The following is an 18,488-nucleotide window of genomic DNA, read 5'->3' on the forward strand; positions in this document are numbered from 1 at the left end:
GGGGCGATGGTGCTGCGGCCGCTGGCCGACGCCGAAGCCGACGGTGACACCATCTACGGCGTCATCAAAGGCACCGCGATCAATCACGGCGGTCGCGTCAACGGGTTCACGGTGCCCAATCCCGACGTACAGGCGGCGGTGATCCGCTCGGCGCTGCGCGCCGGTGGGGTCGACCCGGCATCGGTGTCCTACATCGAAGCGCACGGCACCGGCACCGCACTGGGTGATCCGATCGAAATCGCGGGTCTGTCCAAGGTTTTCGGCGGCTCCGGTGTGTCCGAGCTACCGATCGGCTCGGTGAAGTCCAATGTCGGCCACCTCGAGGCGGCGGCCGGTGTCGCGGCCATGACGAAGGTGCTGCTGCAACTGCGTCACCGGACCATCGTGCCGTCGTTGCACGCCACTCCGGCCAACCCGAACATCGACTTCGCGGCGACGCCGTTCCGGATTCCGGCCGAGCCGCTGCCGTGGCCCGGCGGGGATCCGGCGCGCCCGCGCCGGGCGACGGTGAGTTCGTTCGGAGCGGGCGGAGCCAACGCCAACGTGGTGATCGAAGAGTACGTCGACCGCAGGCCGCCGACCCGGTTCAGCGGCGGGCAGGTCGTTCCGGTCTCGGCTCGCGACCGCGACCGGCTGGTGGAGTACGTCGCCGCGCTGGACCGTTTCCTCGCCGCGCAACAACCGAACCTCGCCGATCTGGCCTACACGATGCAGGTTGGTCGTCAGGCGGGCAGCGCGCGCGCCGCGTTCGTCGCCCGCGACATCGACCAGTTGCGCGCCGCCGTACGCGCCTGGGTCGACGACGCGCCCGGCGCCAGGTCGTGCCGGGATGCGGGGGAGGACTCCCGGATCGCGCGCTGGCTCGACGGCGGTGAGATCGATTGGGCCACCGTCCGCGATCCCGGACCTCGCCGTCGCATTCCCGCGCCCACCTATCCGTTCGCCCGGGAGCGATACTGGATTCCGGATGTCGCGCCGGTGCCCGGCTCCGCTTCCGCGCCGAGCCCGCAGACCGTGCCGGGCTCCGATTTCGCCACGAAGCCCACGCCCGGCCGGCAGTCGGCGTCCGGACCGGACAGCGTCGGCCAACCCGCGGCGATTCCGCAATCCACGTCAGCGGAACGCCGATTGCTGGTTCCGGTATGGCGAGAAGCTCCGCTCCCCAGCGGTGACCTGCGCGCCCGCCGTAGCTTGATCGTGTACGACGCACGTACTCCCCACCCTCTGGTGGAGGCTCTCGCCGCCGCAGCGGGCGATCGGGGCCGTCTGGTGCGGTTGTCGGACCTGCCAGGCGACCTGAATCGCGACGACTTCGACGCGGGTGCGGCTCTGGGCCGGGCGCTCGCGGCGCGCTACCCCGATACCGACTGCGTGCTCGACGTGTGCGATCTCGCTCCCGCGGCGGCAGGTAGGCCCGCGGGTGATCTCGGCCGGATGGGGCTGTATCAGGGTGTGCTCGAGGCGCGCGCCGGTTCGCTCGCGCTGGTGCATGTTTGCGGCGGCAACGTCGGTGCCGAGGGCCCGGAAGCCGCGCCGCTGGGCGGTCTGGTCGCCGCGCTCGCCGCGGAAATCCGTGACGTGCGCACGCGCAGCGTCCATGTGGTCGCCCAGCGAGAGGCGGTGTGCGCCGATCCCGCGCGATTGCTGGCCATCCTGGGCGCGGAGTGCGCCGCCACCGAGGACAGCTGCCCGCGGGTGCGGTATCGCGACGGAATCCGCGAAGCCGTCGAACTGGCGGACGCGTCCGCACGCGAGAATCTCGTCGTCGATCCCGCACGCACCTACGTGGTGACCGGCGGGACGCGCGGACTCGGCGCGGAGTTCGCGGCGGCGCTGGTCGAGCGTGGGGCGCGCCGCTTGGCCGTGCTCGGCCGGGATCCGCTGCCGCCGGAACCGGAATGGGACCGCGCGGCCGCCGGATCCGGGTCGGTGGCGGAGAAGGTGCGGCGATTGGTGGCGTTGCGTGACCGCGGCGTCGCGGTGCGGACCTACTTCGGCAGCCTCACCGACGCGACAGCGCTGTCGGGGTTCTTCGACCGGGTGCGGCGCGAGTTGGGTCCCATCGGTGGCGTGCTGCACTGCGCGGGAAGCGTTTCCGGCGAGAGTCCGGCGTTCGTGCGCAAGACCGGCCCCGCCATCGCGACCGTGCTCGAACCCAAGCTGGCGGGTACGGCGGTCCTCGCCGACGTGCTCGCCGCCGACCGTCCGGATTTCTTCGTGTTGTTCTCGTCGGTGTCGGCCGTGCTGCCCGGCTTGGCGGTGGGTCTGTCGGATTACGCGATGGCCAACGCGCATCTGGACCGCTTCGCCGAAGCCCAGCACGCGCTGGGAAAACCCTATTTCCGGTCGGTGGAGTGGCCGTCGTTCCGCGGCACCGGGTTCGGTGAGGTGACCAGCGCGGCCTATCGGGCCACCGGCCTTCCGGCGCCGAGCGCCGCGGAGGGGTTCGAGCTGCTCCACGCGGTGCTCGGACTGCCTGCTCCGGTCGTATTGCCATATCACGGTGCGGCAGCCGATCTTTCGACGCGCACCGGTCGGCCCGCGCCGGAAACGGCGGCCGCACCGGCTGCGCGGCCCGCGGCCGCGACCGGGTCCGCGGAGGCGTATCAGGAGTTGCTGCGGATCTTCTCCGACGAGTTGAAGCTGGCCCCGGCCCGTTTCGAGGGCGACAAACGGTTCGAGGAGTACGGCGCGGACTCGGTGCTGATCGCCTCGGCGGTGCGCCGGATCGAGCAGGTCGTCGGTCAGCCCTTCGACCCGGCACTGGTGCTGGAATTCCCGACGCTCGACGAGCTGGCGAGTCTGTTGACCGAGCAGTATCCGGAACGCTTCGCGCCCGCACCGCCACCGGATTCGCCTGCCGATCCGCAGCGTGCGTCGAGTGCCCCGCCGCAGACGGAGCAGCGCGGAAAGTCACGCCCCACCGCTGCCACCTGGGCTGCCGACACACGCCGCGGCCGGGCAGCCGAGCCCATCGCCGTGATCGGCATCGGCTGCCGGCTGCCCGGCGGCGACACTCCGGCGGCGTTCTGGCGGCTGCTGGCCGCCGGTGCGTCCGGCATCCGCGAGGTCGACCCGGCTCGCTGGGATCCCGCCCGGTTCTACCGCCCCACCGGCGGGCCCGGGCTGACCAACAGCAAGTGGGGCGGGTTCGTCGACGGTGTGGATCTGTTCGATCCGGAGTATTTCGCGGTCACCGACGAACTCGCCTGGCAGATGGACCCGTTGCAGCGGCTGCTGCTCGAGACCTCGGTGCTGGCCACCACCGATGCCGGTTACCGGCGTGACGAGCTGGCCGGCAAGCGGGTCGGCGTCTACGCCGGCAGCCGGGCGGCGAACTACTTCAACCGGATTCCGGTGCCCGACCGGCACACCGTGATCGGTATCGGGCAGAACTTCATCGCCGCGCGCATCTCCGACTTCTTCGACTGGCACGCGGGCAATGTCGTGCTCGACAGCGCGTGCTCGTCGTCGCTGTTGTCGGTGCATCTGGCCTGCCAGGCGCTGCGGTCGGGCGAGGTCGACGCGGCGCTGGCCGGCGGCGTGGAGGTGCTGCTCGACGAGATGCCGTTCGTCACCCTGTCGGCGGCGGGTGTGCTCTCGCCGCACGGGCGGTGCGCGACGTTCTCCGAGGACGCCGACGGTTTCGTGCCGGGCGAAGGTGCGGCGCTGCTGCTGCTCAAACGGCTCGACGACGCCCTCGCCGACGGCGATCGGGTCTACGCGGTGCTGCGCGGCTCGGCGATCGGCAACGACGGGCACACCATGGGCATCACCACCCCGAACATGCGCGCGCAGATCGAAGTGGTCACCGCGGCGCTGGAGGCGGCGGGCATGTCGCCGGACGCGCTGTCGTATCTCGAGGCGCACGGCACCGGCACAATGATCGGCGACCCCATCGAACTGAAGGGGTTGGCGACCGTGCTGGGCGACCGCTCGCGGGGCCCGGAGCCGTGCGCGGTCGGCAGCGTGAAAACCAATATCGGCCATCTGCTGTCCGCGGCGGGCATCGCCGGGGCGGTCAAGACGATCCTCGCCGTGCACCACGCGGCGCTGCCGCCGTCGCTGCACTGCGACAACCTCAATCCGCGTTTCAAGTTCACCGGTTCGCCGCTTCAGGTCAACCGGGAACTGCGCCCGTGGCGGCCGGCCGACGGCAGGCCACGCGCGGCGGGCGTCAGCTCGTTCGGCTTCGGCGGCACCAATGCCCACCTCGTCATCGAACAGGCGCCCGACGGGCACCGGCCGACGCGCCACCCCCTGGATCCACCCGCCTTCCGCAAGAGGAGCTTCATGCTGCCGAAAACGGTTCCCAGCACATCGACGGAGCCCGCGCCGCGGATCGTGGTCCCGATGACGGCGAGCGCACCCGCGCCGTCGTTCCTGCGGGTGGAGCCGCTGCGATGAGCGGGATCGACCTGGACAGCTTCGCCACCACCCTGCGCGCCGAGGACCCGGTGGTCCGTGATCACCGGGTGCACGGTGTCCGCATCCTGCCGGGCGTGGTGTATCTCGACATGATCCTGCGTGCGGCGATGGCCGCGGGGTACCGGCCCGGCGACCTGACGATCCGGGAGGCGTTGTTCCAGCGTCCGGTGGCCCTCGGTGACGACGGCGCGGTGCGTATCGCGTTCCGGGTCGATCGCCCGACCGGCCGCATCGCCATCGACGTGCAACGCTTGGACGCGGCGGGCCAGCCCGTCGGGCCGAACGAGCCGGTCGCGGAATGTGTTGTGCTGCTCGCTGATTCGTCCGCCGAACCGCCCGGAATCGATGTCGCCGGGTTCCGGGCGGCGGCGCAGGCGCGCGGTATGGCCGAGATGTACGCCCAGAGCGGCAGCCGGGGTATCGAGCATCGCGACTTCATGCGCGCCACAGGACATTTCGACCGCCGCGACGACCTGGTCACCGCGACACTCGGTCTCGGCCCCGAGGCGGCCGCGCATCTGCCCGGATTCCTGCTGCATCCCACGTTCCTGGATGCCTCCACGATCGTGCCGTTCATCGACCCGCATCGCCTAGGCGTGGACGACGACAGCGCGTTCATCCCGATCTACTTCGGTGACGTGCGCGCTTGGCGGGCCACTCCCGAGGAGGTCTTCGTGCGGGCCACGGTCCGCGGCGGCGGGCACCGCGGAGACCTGCTCGAAGCCGAGGTAGCCGTCTACGACCGGGACGGATCGCCGGTGGTCGGCTATCGGCTGACGTCCAAGCGGGTGCGGGGCAGCGCGGACATTCAGCGGTTGCTGACCCCACCGGAGTCGACATCCCCGCCGCGACCGATTGCTTCCACCCATGTGGCTGCCGCCGGTGATCCGCGTGCGGTGATCACCGCCGACTTGGCTGCTCTCGTCGCGAGCGAACTCGGTGCCGATCCCGCCGGCATCGCGACGGATGTGGGGTTCTACGAGCTCGGCCTGGATTCCGGGCGCCTGCTGCGGTTGACCGCGGAGTTGGAGGCGCGGGTCGGCGAGCCGCTCTATCCGACGCTGCTGTTCGAGTACCAGACCATCGAGGCGCTCGCCGGACATCTCGCCGACACCGTCGGCACGAATTACCGGCCCCATGACGCCACAGCGCATCCCGCCCCCGGTACTGCCTTCGACGAGCCGGTCGTGACCGCGACAGATTCCGTCGCGGACGTGCGCACCGCCGAGCCGCCAACGGAAGCGGTCACAGCCGTCCCCCCCGCCGCGGTTCCCGCAGGGGCGGACGACCTGATCACCTTCGGATTCGACTGGGAACCCGATGCCACCACGCATCCGCGTCACGAACCGGAGGGGCTGCTCGTCTTCGACACCGCCGAGCACCCTTACCCGCACGACGAGGCCGCCACCGTCATGCGGGTCCGGCCGGGTATCGAATTCGTCTCCGGTGCAAACACTTTCGTCGTCGACCCGGCGAACTCGCAGCACATGCAGCTGCTGGTCGCACAGCTGACAGCACGGCGGCTGCGCTTCGACGCCGCGGTGTATCTGTGGCCCGAAGCGGCCACGGATCCGCAGACGTTGATCGAGCGGGTGTATCTGCCGCTGCGCGATCTACTGCGCGCGGCGGCGGTGCCGGAGTCGCCGGTGCGCCGGGTGCTCGCTTTCACGCCTGCTACCCCCGCGGGTGAATCGAGTTGCGCACTCCTGGGCGGCTTGGCGCGCACGCTGCAGCTCGAGCAGCCGCAACCGCTGCTGCGTGCCGTGCAGCGCGACCCCGCCGAGGCGATCGGCGACCTCGTGGCCGCCGAACTGGGCATCGATGAACGCGATCCCGACACCGAGATCCGCTACCACGGCGGACGACGCCAGGTCCGCCGGGCACGCCTGCTCACCGACCCCATGCCGAGTTCCGGCGACGCGGCGCTGCGCCCGGGATCGGTGGTCGTCGTCACCGGAGGTTTCGGTGGAATCGGGCAGCAGCTGTCTCGCCGCCTCGCCGGCGAGTACGGCGCCCGCCTGGTCCTGGTGTCGCGCCGTCCGCTCGACGCGGCGGCCGCCGGACTGCTCGGCGAACTCGCCGGCCTCGGCGCGGAAGCCGTTCATGTGCGCGCCGACGTGTCGGTGGCCGCGGACGCCGAACGCGTCGCCGCGATAGCCCACGCCACCTTCGGACCGGTCGATGTGCTCTACCACGGTGCGGGACAGTTGCGCGACGGGCTGCTGTCGAGCACCGGCCGCGACGACGCGCAATCCGTTCTGGCGCCGAAGGTCTACGGCGTCGAGCACCTGACGCGGGCGCTACCGGAGGCCCGGCTGACCGTGTTGTTCTCCTCGGTCTCTGCGGTGCTGGGCAATCCCGGGCAAGCCGATTACGCGGCGGCCAACCGCTATCTGGACGTCTTCGCCGAACAGCGCGATCGGGCCGGAAGCCGGACGATCAGCGTCGGCTGGCCGCTGTGGGCCGAGGGCGGCATGCGCCCGCCCGCCGAGCAGATCGCCGCTCTGCGGCGGGCCGGTGCCGGATTGCTGCCCACCGCGACCGGAATCGATCTGCTGTTGTCGTGTGGCACGCTCGACCGCGCTCACCTCGCGGCGATTTGGGGCGAGCCCGATGCGTTGCGGGCACGACTGCAACCGGCAGCCGCGTCCACCGCCGCTGCCGCCGTGCCGGTACCGGGCGACGAGCGCGGCGCGCCTGTCGAGGAGCCCATCGCGATCGTCGGCATCAGCGGCCGTTATCCGGACGCCGACGACATCGAGGAGTTCTGGCGCAATCTGCGCGACGGGCATGACGCGGTGCGCCCGGTTCCCGCCGAACGCTGGTGGCTCACCGCCGTCCAGGGCACTCCGGGCGCGCCGCCGATGATCGGCGGATTCGTGCGCGATGTGGGGGGTTTCGACCCTCAGTTCTTCCGGATCCCGCCCGTCCAGGCGCCGCTGCTGGACCCGCAGGAGCGTTTGTTCCTGCAGCAGGCGTACGCGGCGCTGGAGCACGCCGGCTACCACCACACCGATCCGGCCGTGCGGGCACGCCGCGTCGGTGTGTTCGTGGGCGCCACCTGGAGCGACTACCGGCTGCTCGGGGTCGCGGCCACCCGCGACGGCGATCCCGTCGCGGTGGCCTCCATCCCGTCGTCCATCGCCAACCGCACCTCCTACACCCTCGGCCTGCGCGGCCCGAGCCTCACCGTGGACACCGCGTGCTCGGCGTCGCTGACCGCGCTGCATCTGGCGCGGCGCAGTCTGCTGGACGGTGAATGCGACGCGGCGATCGTGGGCGGGGTGAATCTGCTGCTGCACGAGGACAAATTCCTGCTGCTGCACAGCCTGGGCATGATGTCCGACAGCGGCCGGTGCCGGCCCTTCTCCGCCGGCGCCGACGGCTATGTCCCCGGCGAAGGCGTCGGCGCGCTGTATCTGAAGCCGCTGTCGGCAGCCCGCGCCGACGGCGACACCATCCACGGCTTGATTCTCGGCAGCGCGGTCAACCACGGCGGGCAGACCTCGGGATACAGCGTGCCGCACCCCGGGGCGCAAGCCGAGGTGATCGGCGAGGCCCTGCGCGCGGCCGGGGTCGACCCCGCCGCGATCGACTACCTCGAGGCGCACGGCACCGGGACACCGCTCGGCGATCCGATCGAAATCGCCGGGCTGGCAACGGTATTCGGCAAATCCGGGGGCAGCGGCCGCTCCCGCGCACTCGGGTCCACGAAGTCGAACGTCGGCCATTTGGAAGCGGCCGCGGGCGTCGCGGGCCTGACACGCGTGCTGTTGCAGATGCGCCACGGCCGGATCGCGCCGACACTGCATGCCGAACAGGCTGGTCCGGCCATCGCGTTCGACTCGGTGCCGTTCCACCTGCCACGGGAATTGGAGGATTGGCCACGCCGCACCGTCGACGGCGTCGCGGTGGCGCGGCACGCGGGCATCAGCGCGTTCGGCGCGGGCGGCGCCAACGCCCATGTGGTGCTCGCCGAATTCGCCGACGACCGGATTGCCCCGGCCGGGACGGGGGAACCCGAGATCTTCGTGCTCTCGGCGCGCACCCCGGAGCGGCTGCACCGCTACGCCGAGACCATGGCGCGGCACTTCCGCACCCTCGATCCCGCGGACTTCCTCGACGCGTTGCGCACCTTGCAGGTGGGCAGGCCCGCGCTGGCACACCGTCTCGCGGTGGTCGCATCCTCCCCGGTGGAGGTGGCCGACGCACTCGACCGGTTCCGCACCGACCAACTCGGTCCGGTGGTCACCGGAACCGTCGACGCACAAACCCAGCCGCTGCTCGCACCGGCGACCGACGACCAGGAACTGGCCCGCCGGTGGGTCTCGGGCGCCGACATCGATTGGCGCGGGCGCGGCGGCCCGCGGCGTCGGATCCCGTTGCCCGGCTACCCGTTCGAACGCGCCGACTACTGGATAATCGCGCCGCCGCGCTCGGGCTTCGACACCGCGGTGCGGCGATTCGAGGCGGCGCTGCAGCCCACCGGCATCGTGGAGCCCGGTCGAGCCGAACTCGGCCGTTACGCGGCGATGCTGCTGTTCGCCACGCTCGCGGGCATGGGACTCACTGCGGGGGAGTGGACTCAGGAATCCTTGGACGCGCGCCTGGGAGTGCGACCGGGGTTCGGTCGGCTGCGCACCAGCTGCCTGGACATCCTGCAACGACACGGGCTCGTGCGCCGGCACGACGACCGGTTCGAGGTCCCCGGCCCGCCACCCGGCACCGGCGGGATGCGCGCCGACTTGCTGGCCCGCTTCCCGGAAACCGCGCCCTACGTGGCATTGCTGAATGCCTGCCTCGCGGCGTATCCGCGCGTGCTGCGCGGGGAGCTGTCCGCGACGGAGGTGCTGTTCCCCGGCGGCGACCTCGCATTGGTGGGCGCGATCTATCGAGGCAACGCCGCCTACGACTTCACCAACGGCTTGCTCGCCGAATTGGTGGCGGCGGTCGCGCAGCGGCCCGGTGACACGCGGCCGCTGCGGATCGTGGAAATCGGGGCGGGGACGGGCGGTTCCACGCACGCGGTGCTCGACGCGCTCACCGCGCGCGGGATCGCGTTCGACTATCACTACACCGACGTCTCGCACAGTTTCCTCACGCACGGACGGCGCACCTTCGGCACGCGCGAGAACCTGCGTTTCGCGGTGCTGGATATCGACGCCGATCCGGTCGCGCAGGGATTCTCCGCGCACCAGGCCGACCTGGTGCTGTGCGCCAACGTTCTGCATGCCACGCGGTCGATCGACGCGACCCTGCGCAACATCCGGCGGTTGCTGGCGTCCGGCGGTGTGCTCGCGTTCACCGAGGCGACCACGGACCTCGAGGTGCTCGCGCTGACCTTCGGGCTGCTGGAGGGTTGGCATGCCTACCGCGATCCGGAGGCGCGTATCCCGCACTCACCGTTGCTGTCCGAGTCACAATGGCAGGCCGCGTTGTCCGCGGCGGGATTCTCCGGAGTCCGTTCGTGGGGGCCCGGGCTGTCGGCGGACGAGGAGCCGAGTTTCCGGCTGCTGGCCGCGGTCAGCGCCACCGCGCCCGCCGCTGCGCAGGCCGCTCCCGTTGCCGCCGCACCGGCCACGATCGCGCAGCCCTCTCTCGCGGTCACCGCCGAACCCACCGCCCGTGCGCCGCTCCCCCCGGGGATGGCAGCCGAGCCGGCGGCCGCCGCGCAACAGCTCGCCGCGGTGAGCGCATCCCCGCAGCCCGGCAATGCCGCGGCGCTGGAGGCCGAACTCGTCGCCATCGTCGCCGACGGGCTGGGTGTGGCGCGCGGTGAGGTGCGCGCGGACTTGCCTTTGTCGGAGTACGGGGTCGATTCCATTCTGGCGGTGAAGATCATCGACCGGGTCAACGCCCGCTACGGCTCGGCGCTGCGCCCCACGGTGGTGTTCGACCATCCGTCAATACGACTGCTCAGCGCTCACCTGGCCGGACAAGGAGCCACGGCGGCGAGCGCGTCGGCGGCACAGAGGCCCGCCCGGACATCTCCCGTCTCGAACACGGCGCCGTCGGGCGCCCGAACCGTCGCTGCGCACGCCGCGCAGTCCAGCGAGAGGTCGGCATCGATGGACGTCGCCATCATCGGCATGTCCGGGCAGTTCCCGGGAGCGGCGAACCTCGAGCAGTTCTGGCGCAATCTCGCCGATGGCCGCGACTCGGTGACCGAGGTTCCCGCCACGCGCTGGCCGATCGCGGACTACTTCCGGGCGGGGCAGGTGACCCCGGGCAAGACCTACTCCAAGTGGGGCGGATTCCTCGACGGTGTCGAGGAGTTCGATCCGGCGTTCTTCGACCTGGTGCCCGCCGAAGCCGACTACATGGACCCGCAGCAGCGGCTGTTCCTGGAGCACAGCTGGCTGGCGCTGGAAGACGCCGCCATCGACCCGAAGTCGTTGCGGCGCACCCGGTGCGGGGTGTTCGCCGGGTCGCCGGGGTCGGACTACGCCAACCTGCTGCGCAACCGTGGAGCGGCCGGTTCCCACCACATGTTCACCGGCAACAGTCCGGCCATCCTGCCCGCCCGGGTGGCCTATCACCTCGATCTCACCGGTCCGTGTCTGGGGCTGGACACCGCCTGCTCCTCGGCGCTGGTCGCGTTGCACCAGGCGTGCCGCAGCCTCGCCGCGGACGAGTCGGAGCTCGCGCTGGCCGGGGGCGTCGCGGTGTTCGTGACGCCCGAGTACCACCTGCTCGCCTCCTCGATGGGCATGCTGTCGCCGCGTGGCCGGTGCGCGAGCTTCGACGCGGGCGCCGATGGTTTCGTGATCGCCGAGGGTGTCGGCGTGGTGGTGCTCAAGCCGCTGGCCGCCGCCGAACGCGACGGCGACCCCATCCACGGGGTGATTCGCGGGATCGGCATCAATCACGACGGCCGCACCAATGGCATCACCGCCCCGAGCGTGCGTTCGCAGACCGAACTGGAACTGGCGGTGTATCGCGACGGCGGGATCGATCCGTCCACCATCGGTTACGTCGAAACGCACGGCACCGGAACGCGTTTGGGTGATCCGATCGAGATCGAGGCGCTCACCGCCGCCTTCCGGCGTTACACCGGCGCGATCGGCGCCGTGGCGGTGGGATCGGTGAAATCGAACATCGGGCACGCTTCGCACGCCGCGGGCATGGCGAGCCTGTTCAAGGTGCTGCTGGCCATGCGCGCCGGACAGCTGCCGCCCTCGCTGCATGTCGATTCGGTGAACCCGCTGCTCGGATTGGACGAGTCGCCGTTCTTCGTCAACACCGAGCTGCGCGCGTGGAGCAGCGCACCACGGCGGGCCGCGATCAGTTCCTTCGGTTTCAGCGGCACCAACGCGCACGTGGTGGTGGACGGCGCACCGGAGCAGGTGACGGCCCGCCGTGACCTACCGGGCGGCCCGCAGCTGGTGGTGCTCTCGGCCCGCAGCGCGACGAGCTTGACCCGGATGGCACGGTCGCTGCGCAGGCACCTGGCCGCGCATCCGGAGCCGGCACCCGCGGACATCGCGCGCACGCTGGCATTCGGGCGCGCCGGTTTCGAGCATCGGCTCGCCGTGGTCGGAGACTCGGTGGACGCGATCGCGGCGCGGCTGGCCGCTTTCGCCGAGGGCAACCGTCCGGCAGGCGTCTTCACCGGAATCATCGACACCCCGTCCACGGACCAGGCCGGAGCCATCGTGCTGGACGACCCGGTAGCAGCGGCACGGCAATGGGTCGAGGGTGGACATGTCGAACACGCGGGCTGGATCGACCCGGCCGCGCGCCGTATTCATCTGCCCGGTTACGAGTTCGACCGAGAAAGGTGCTGGGCGCCGGAGGCGAGTGGTCCACCCTCGTACGCGGTCGACGCTGGGCGCTTCCACGAGGTTTCCGGACCGGTGAGTGTCTCGAAGCCGGCGGTCGCCGCCGCTTTCGCAGGCGCCTCCGAGCCGGCAGGGGCTTCCCACCCAGCCGGCGTCCACGAATCCCAGCGCATCGGTGAGCCTCGGGGCGTTGCCGAGCCCCGGACAGGTGCGCCAACGCACCGCGCCGCGTTGCCGTCGACCGACGCGGTGCCACAAGCGCTGCGTGTAGGCGAGACTGCCCCCACACCAGCGGCGCCCGAGACGAGGGCACTCGATGGCACTTCGGCACCGCGACAGGCCGCCGGAGGCTCCGCGGTACCTGCGGCCGCACCCCTGGGCAACAGCGGCCTCCAGAATGTCGCCCACGACCCAGCGCGCGGATCTGTGGCGTCTGCTGCCGACCAGCAGCCGCATGGACTCGTGAGCCCTGCCACCGAGGTCCCGCCGTTGCGACAGGCCGCCGAAACCTACCTCAAAGGTCTACTCGCCCAGTACTGCCGACTCGACCCGGAGCGGATCCGCACCCGCCTTCCGTTGCAGGACTACGGCATCGATTCGGTGCTGATCAGCAAGATGAACGACCGGCTGGAATCCGATTTCGGTCCGCTGCCGAGCACCCTGTTCTTCGAATATCAGACCGTCCGCGACCTCGCGGGCTATCTCGCCGACGAGCACTCGCCGCGCGTGGCCGCCCTCACCGCCGTAACGCCGTCACCCGCCGGCGTACCCGGGGCAGCGCACATGGTTGCTCCAGAAAACGTTGCTGACGAATCCGCCGAGCCGATCCTCGACGATGCGCACGATTCCGAGGACATCGCCGTCATCGGCATGGCGGGCAAGTTCCCGATGGCGGGCACCGTCGAGGAGTTCTGGGCCAACCTGAGCGCAGGTCGCGACTGCATCGTCGAGGTGCCGCCGCAACGCTGGGATCACCGCGAATACCTGTCCGAGGATCCCGACGAGCCGGGAACAACCTACGCCCGCTGGGGTGGGTTCCTCGACGACGTGGACAAGTTCGACGCCCGCTTCTTCGGCATCACCCCCAAAGACGCCGAGGAGATGGACCCGCAGCAACGGCTGTTCCTCGAAACCTCCTGGGCCGCGCTGGAAGACGCGGGTTACTCGCCGGAGCGGGTGCGCCGCAGCGCCGCGGCCCGCGGCCTGCCCGATGCCGGGGTCTTCGCCGGCGTGGGCTACGCCGAGTATCAGGCATTCGTCGGTGTGCCGATCTCCGGCTATTTCGCGGTGGCGAACCGGGTCTCCTACCACTTCGGCTTCAACGGCCCGAGTCTCGCGGTCGACACGGCGTGCTCGGCATCGCTGACCGCGCTGCATCTGGCTTGTGCGAGCCTGCGCCGCGGCGAAGCGGCCTACGCGCTGGCCGGCGGGGTGAACGTGTCGATCCACCCCGGCAAGTACCTGCTGCTCGGCTACGGCCGCTGGGCCTCCACCGACGGCCGCTGCCGGTCGTTCGGCGCTGGCGGTGACGGCTACGTGCCGGGCGAGGGTGTGGTCACTCTCGTGCTCAAACCGTTGCGGCACGCGCGCGCCGACGGTGACCGCGTCTACGGCGTGATCCGCGGCAGCACCCTCAACCACGGCGGGCGCACCAACGGGTTCACCGTCCCCAACCCGGTCGCTCAGGCCGACCTCATCGGCCGGGCCCTCGACGCGGCGCGCGTCGACGCGGGCGACATCGGCTACGTGGAAGCCCACGGCACCGGTACCGCGCTGGGTGATCCCATCGAGATCGCGGCGCTGACGAAGGCGTATCGCCGCTCGACGTCCGCGAGTGGCTATTGCGGCATCGGCTCGGCGAAATCCAGTGTGGGGCATCTGGAAGCGGCGGCGGGTGCGGCGGGCGTGGTGAAGGCGCTGTTGCAGCTGCGCCACGACACCATCGCGCCGAATCTGCACAGCGACCCGCCGAACCCGGGAATCGACTTCACCAAGACTCCGTTCCGCGTCATCGACCGGCCCACGCCATGGCCGCGGCCCGCCGACGGCAAGCCCCGCGTCACCGCCGTCAGCTCGTTCGGTGCGGGCGGCTCGAACGCCCATGTGATCCTCACCGACGCCGAATCCGTCGCGCCGACTGCCGAAGACGGGCGACCGAGGATCGTGGTGTTGTCCGCGCGCGACGCCGACCGGCTCGCCGAACTGGCCGCACGCACCGCCGACCGGCTGCGCGAGCATCCGCTTGCGCTGCCCGACGTGGCGTGGACGCTCGCTGTCGGGAGGGCCACATTCGAGCATCGCCTCGCGGTGGTGGCCACCTCCACGGCCGAACTCGTGGAATTACTCGACAGCACAGCCGATTCGAGCGCACCGGCACCGGCCGAGGGCCTGCTGGTCTTCCGCGGGGTGGCCCGCACCCATCGCGACCTCGACGAGTTGCCCGGCGAGTCGGATGCCGAGCGCGCCGAGGTGGGCGCACTGCTGCGTTCCGGCAATCTGCCGCGGGTCGCCGAGTTGTGGGCCGGCGGGTGGACCGTGAACTGGGAACACGGTTACGGGCGGCCGTTCGGCCGGATCGTGAGCCTGCCCGGTTATCCGTTCGCGCGGCGCAGGTACTGGATCGTGCCCGAGGACTACCAGCGGCGCACCGACCCGGCGCCGCAGGGGGTCGCGAAGACGGTGGTCGCGCGGGAGACCGAGCCGCCATCGGCGGATCGGCGCAACGGACACTCCACGAACGGCGCAGCGCACCGAGACACACCGGTGCCCGCCGAACCGGTGCAGACACCCCTCGAATCGGTCGCCACCGAGCTGCCCGGCGACGAATTCGACAGCGCGTTGCGCGATCGGCTCGCCGAGCACATCCGCGACATCTTCGCCGATCTGACCAAGACCGATCCGGCCGATCTCGACCTCGACGCGGATTTCACCGACTTCGGATTCGACTCGGTGGCCACCGTCCGGATGCTCAACCGGCTGATGAAGCACTACGACGTCAAGATCCCGGCGGAATCGACCGAGCTGTATCCGACCATCGCGTCGCTGTCGCACCATCTGGTGGCCGAGGGCATCATCACCGTCGCGGCGCAAGACGCCCCGCGCCCCACCGCCGTCAGCGCGGCCACCGCGACCCAGCAGGACATCCCCGCGGTGACCATGGACGCCCCGATCCCGGTGCGATCGGTCTTCATCACCGGCGTGACCGGTGTGCTGGGCGGCAAGCTGCTGCACGATCTGCTCACGCGCACCGACGTGCGAGTGACCTGCCTGGTGCGCGGCAAGACCGTGGCCGTGGCCGAGCAGCGGATCAAGCACTTCCTGGCCACCTACGATCCGGACGCGACCCTCGAGCGGGCATTCGCCGAGCGCGTCACCACCCTGCTCGGCGACGTCTCCAGCGAACGGCTCGGCCTGGACGAGGACACCTGGCACAAGCTCGCCGACGAGGTGGACCTGACCATCCACGCCGCGGGCCGCACCACCCTGGTCACCTTCTACGACGCGCTGGCCCCGATCAACGTCGAAGGCACCCGCCGCGCGGTGGACTTCGCGCTGCGCTCACGCGGCAAGTACCTGATGTACGTGTCGAGCTTCAGCGCGCTGGGCGATCGGCTCAACTTCAACAACCCGCCGTTCACCGAGCGCGATCTCGAACTGGGCCAAGGCTACGACCATCTGCCCTACCAGCAGACGAAGTACGAGTCCGAGAAGCTGATCCGGGCGGCGAGCGAGCGCGGACTGCTGTGGGACATCGTGCGCCCCGGCAACATCATGGGCGACAGCCGCACCGGCCGGTACCCGTTCTCCGAGGTCAGCGTCAAAGGCGCGTACTACGACATCCTCAAGACGATGATCGAGACCGGCGAGACGATGCTGACGCCGGTGCACTGGGACATCACCCCGGTCGACTACGTCAGCGCCGCGATCGTGCACATCGCCCTGCACCGCCCCACCTACCGGGAGACCTACCACCTGACCAACCCCGATATCCGGCGCTACTACGACGTGGTCCGCTATGTCCAGCGCGCAGGCTACGAAGTGGATCTGGTGCCGCTCGAGGAATTCCATCGCCGCGCCACCGACCGGCAGATCTACCGGCTGGGCAGCGACGAGGTCTACGACAGCCAGACCCTGGAGATGTTCAAGTACGGCATCGAGCTGTTCGGCACGATCCACTACGAAGAAAGCTCCTACGCCGACTGCGCCTACACCCGGCGGGTGCTCGGCGCCGCGGGCATCGACTGTCCGCCGACCGAGGATCTGGTGCGGGTGTATCTGGCGCACTGCGCCGAGGTGGGATACATCCCGGCGCCGCGCGGGGCCGAGCCAGCCGCGGAGGTGCTGCGATGAGCGCCGAGTGCACGATCGTCTTCCCCGGCCAGGGCGCCCAGCGCACGGGGATGGGCGCGGACTTCTGCGCCGAATACCCCCTCGCACGGGAGACTTTCGCCGAAGCGAGCGCCGCGGTGGGCGAGGACCTGCTGCGGATCTGCGCCGAGCGCGATCCGCGGTTGCATCGCACGGAGTACACCCAGCCGTGCGTGCTGACCATGGAGATCGCCGCGTACCGGGTGCTGGTGACCGAATTCGGTTTCCGGCCGGTCGCTTTCGGCGGGCACAGTCTGGGCGAGTACGCCGCGCTGGTCGCGGCGGGCGTGTTCGAACTCGCCGACGGCGTTCGCTTGGTGCGCGCGCGTGGCGCGCTGATGCAGCGTGCCGCGCCGGAGGGGGCGGGCGCGATGGCCGCACTGATCCTGCCGGATATCGCCGGCTCCGGCGTGGCGGAGCTGGTGGCCGAGGCGGGCGCGGAGGTTGCCAACGACAATTCGACCGATCAGCTGGTCATCAGCGGTGCGCGCGAGGCGGTCGCGGCCGCGCGCGCCGTCCTCGCCGAACGTCATCCGGAGTTGCGTTTCGTCCCGTTGCGGGTGAGCGCGCCGTTCCACTCCCGGTGGATGCGCGGCATCGAGGCCGAGTTCGCCGGACATCTCACCGACTGCGCGCCGCGCATCCGCACCGAGCGTGCGGTCGCGGTGACCTCGAACTACACCGGGGAGTTCCACCGGCCCGAAACCCTCGCCGAGCATCTGGTGCGCCAGATCTCCGCTCCGGTGCGCTGGACGGCGAACATGCGCGCGCTGCTGCGCTCGGGCAGCTCCCGCTACGAAGTCGGCCCCTCGGCGCCGCTGTCGAAGTTCTTCGCCACGCTGGGCGCGCCGGTGACCCGGATCGCGACGGTTGGTGATCTGCGGTCCCTCCGCGGCGAAGCGGGATCGCAACATGCCGCCGTCGAACCTGCTATGGCTACGATGGCAGCGTCGGCCCCTGAGCGGGAACGCATCGCCCCTGACACGATTTCCGTGTCGGTGGCAGCGTCGGCCGTCCCCGAACCGGACAGCATCACGCCCGAGATCATTGCGACGTCGCCGGTAGAGTCGACCATCCCTCAACCGGCTGTGGCAGATATCGATCCGACGTCGGGAGCAACTTCGGCCGCCCGCGGATCGACGCGACCGGCCGAGACGGATGGGCTGACCATCCACCGCAAGACCGCGGGTACTGCCGGCCTGCGGTTGTTCTGCTGGCCGTTCGCAGGCGGAAAAGCCGCCGCCTACACACCGTGGCGGCGCGAGCTGCCCGACTGGGTGGAGCTGTGCGTGGTCGAACTGCCCGCCCGGCAGCGTCATCTGGCGCAGAGGCCCATCCGCCGCTTCACCGACCTCGTCGACGCCGCGCTGGCCCAGGTCCTGCCCCTGACCGATCTCCCGTTCGCTTTCTTCGGTCACAGCCTCGGCGCGCTGACCGCCTACGAGGTGGCCCGCCGCCTGCCCGATCCGATCGCGCCGCGAGCGCTGTTCCTCGGTGGCGCGGTGGCCCCGCACCTGCCCAGGCCGGGGCGCTTGTCGGACCTGCCGGATCACGAGTTCGTCGCCGCGGTCGGTCATTACGGCGGCATCCCGCCCGAGGTGCGCGAGACCCCGGAGGTGATGGCGTTGTTCCTGCCCGCCTTACGCAGCGACTTCGAGATCTTCGACGACTACCGGTTCACTCCCGCCGCCGCGCCGTCGTGCCCGGCCCACCTGTTCGGTGGCCGGGACGACCGACAGGTGGCGGTCACGCAGTTGGAGGCCTGGCGTGACGTCCTGCCGGGACTGCGCTCCACCGAGCTGCTGCCCGGCGGTCACTTCTTCCTCGTCGAGCAGCGGGCAGCGCTGCTCGGCTCGCTCGCGGACAAGCTCGCCGCTGTCCGCCCCCACGCGGTATCCGCCTGATGAAGGG

At 70.7% G+C, this 18,488-nt stretch carries 3 protein-coding genes (1 of these 3 cut by a window edge); all 3 read left to right on the forward strand.

All coding sequences use genetic code 11. The annotated features are described in order from the left end of the window. Tightly spaced (each overlapping or abutting the next), the 3 genes in view from ABZ420_RS20090 to ABZ420_RS20100 form a layout consistent with a single transcriptional unit that may run on beyond the window. Positions 1-4,407, forward strand: partial view of an SDR family NAD(P)-dependent oxidoreductase gene (locus ABZ420_RS20090; protein ID WP_357124687.1) — the 3' portion only. 17,007 nt of this gene lie to the left of the window's left edge; the window shows 4,407 of its 21,414 coding nt (coding positions 17,008-21,414); the start codon falls outside the window, past its left edge; the stop codon is at positions 4,405-4,407. Then, positions 4,404-16,559 carry a thioester reductase domain-containing protein gene (locus ABZ420_RS20095; RefSeq protein ID WP_357124690.1) on the forward strand — a complete coding sequence of 4,052 codons (12,156 nt, stop codon included), beginning with the start codon at positions 4,404-4,406 and terminating at the stop codon, positions 16,557-16,559. The genes ABZ420_RS20090 and ABZ420_RS20095 overlap by 4 nt, the downstream gene beginning before the upstream one ends. Further along, positions 16,556-18,481, forward strand: a complete 1,926-nt coding sequence (locus ABZ420_RS20100; RefSeq protein ID WP_357124693.1) for a thioesterase domain-containing protein — start codon at positions 16,556-16,558, stop codon at positions 18,479-18,481. Before ABZ420_RS20095 ends, ABZ420_RS20100 begins: the two co-directional genes overlap by 4 nt. Positions 18,482-18,488 lie beyond the last annotated feature (7 nt).

It is taken from the genome of Nocardia sp. NPDC005745, assembly GCF_040630775.1.
In the GTDB taxonomy this organism is placed as follows: domain Bacteria; phylum Actinomycetota; class Actinomycetes; order Mycobacteriales; family Mycobacteriaceae; genus Nocardia.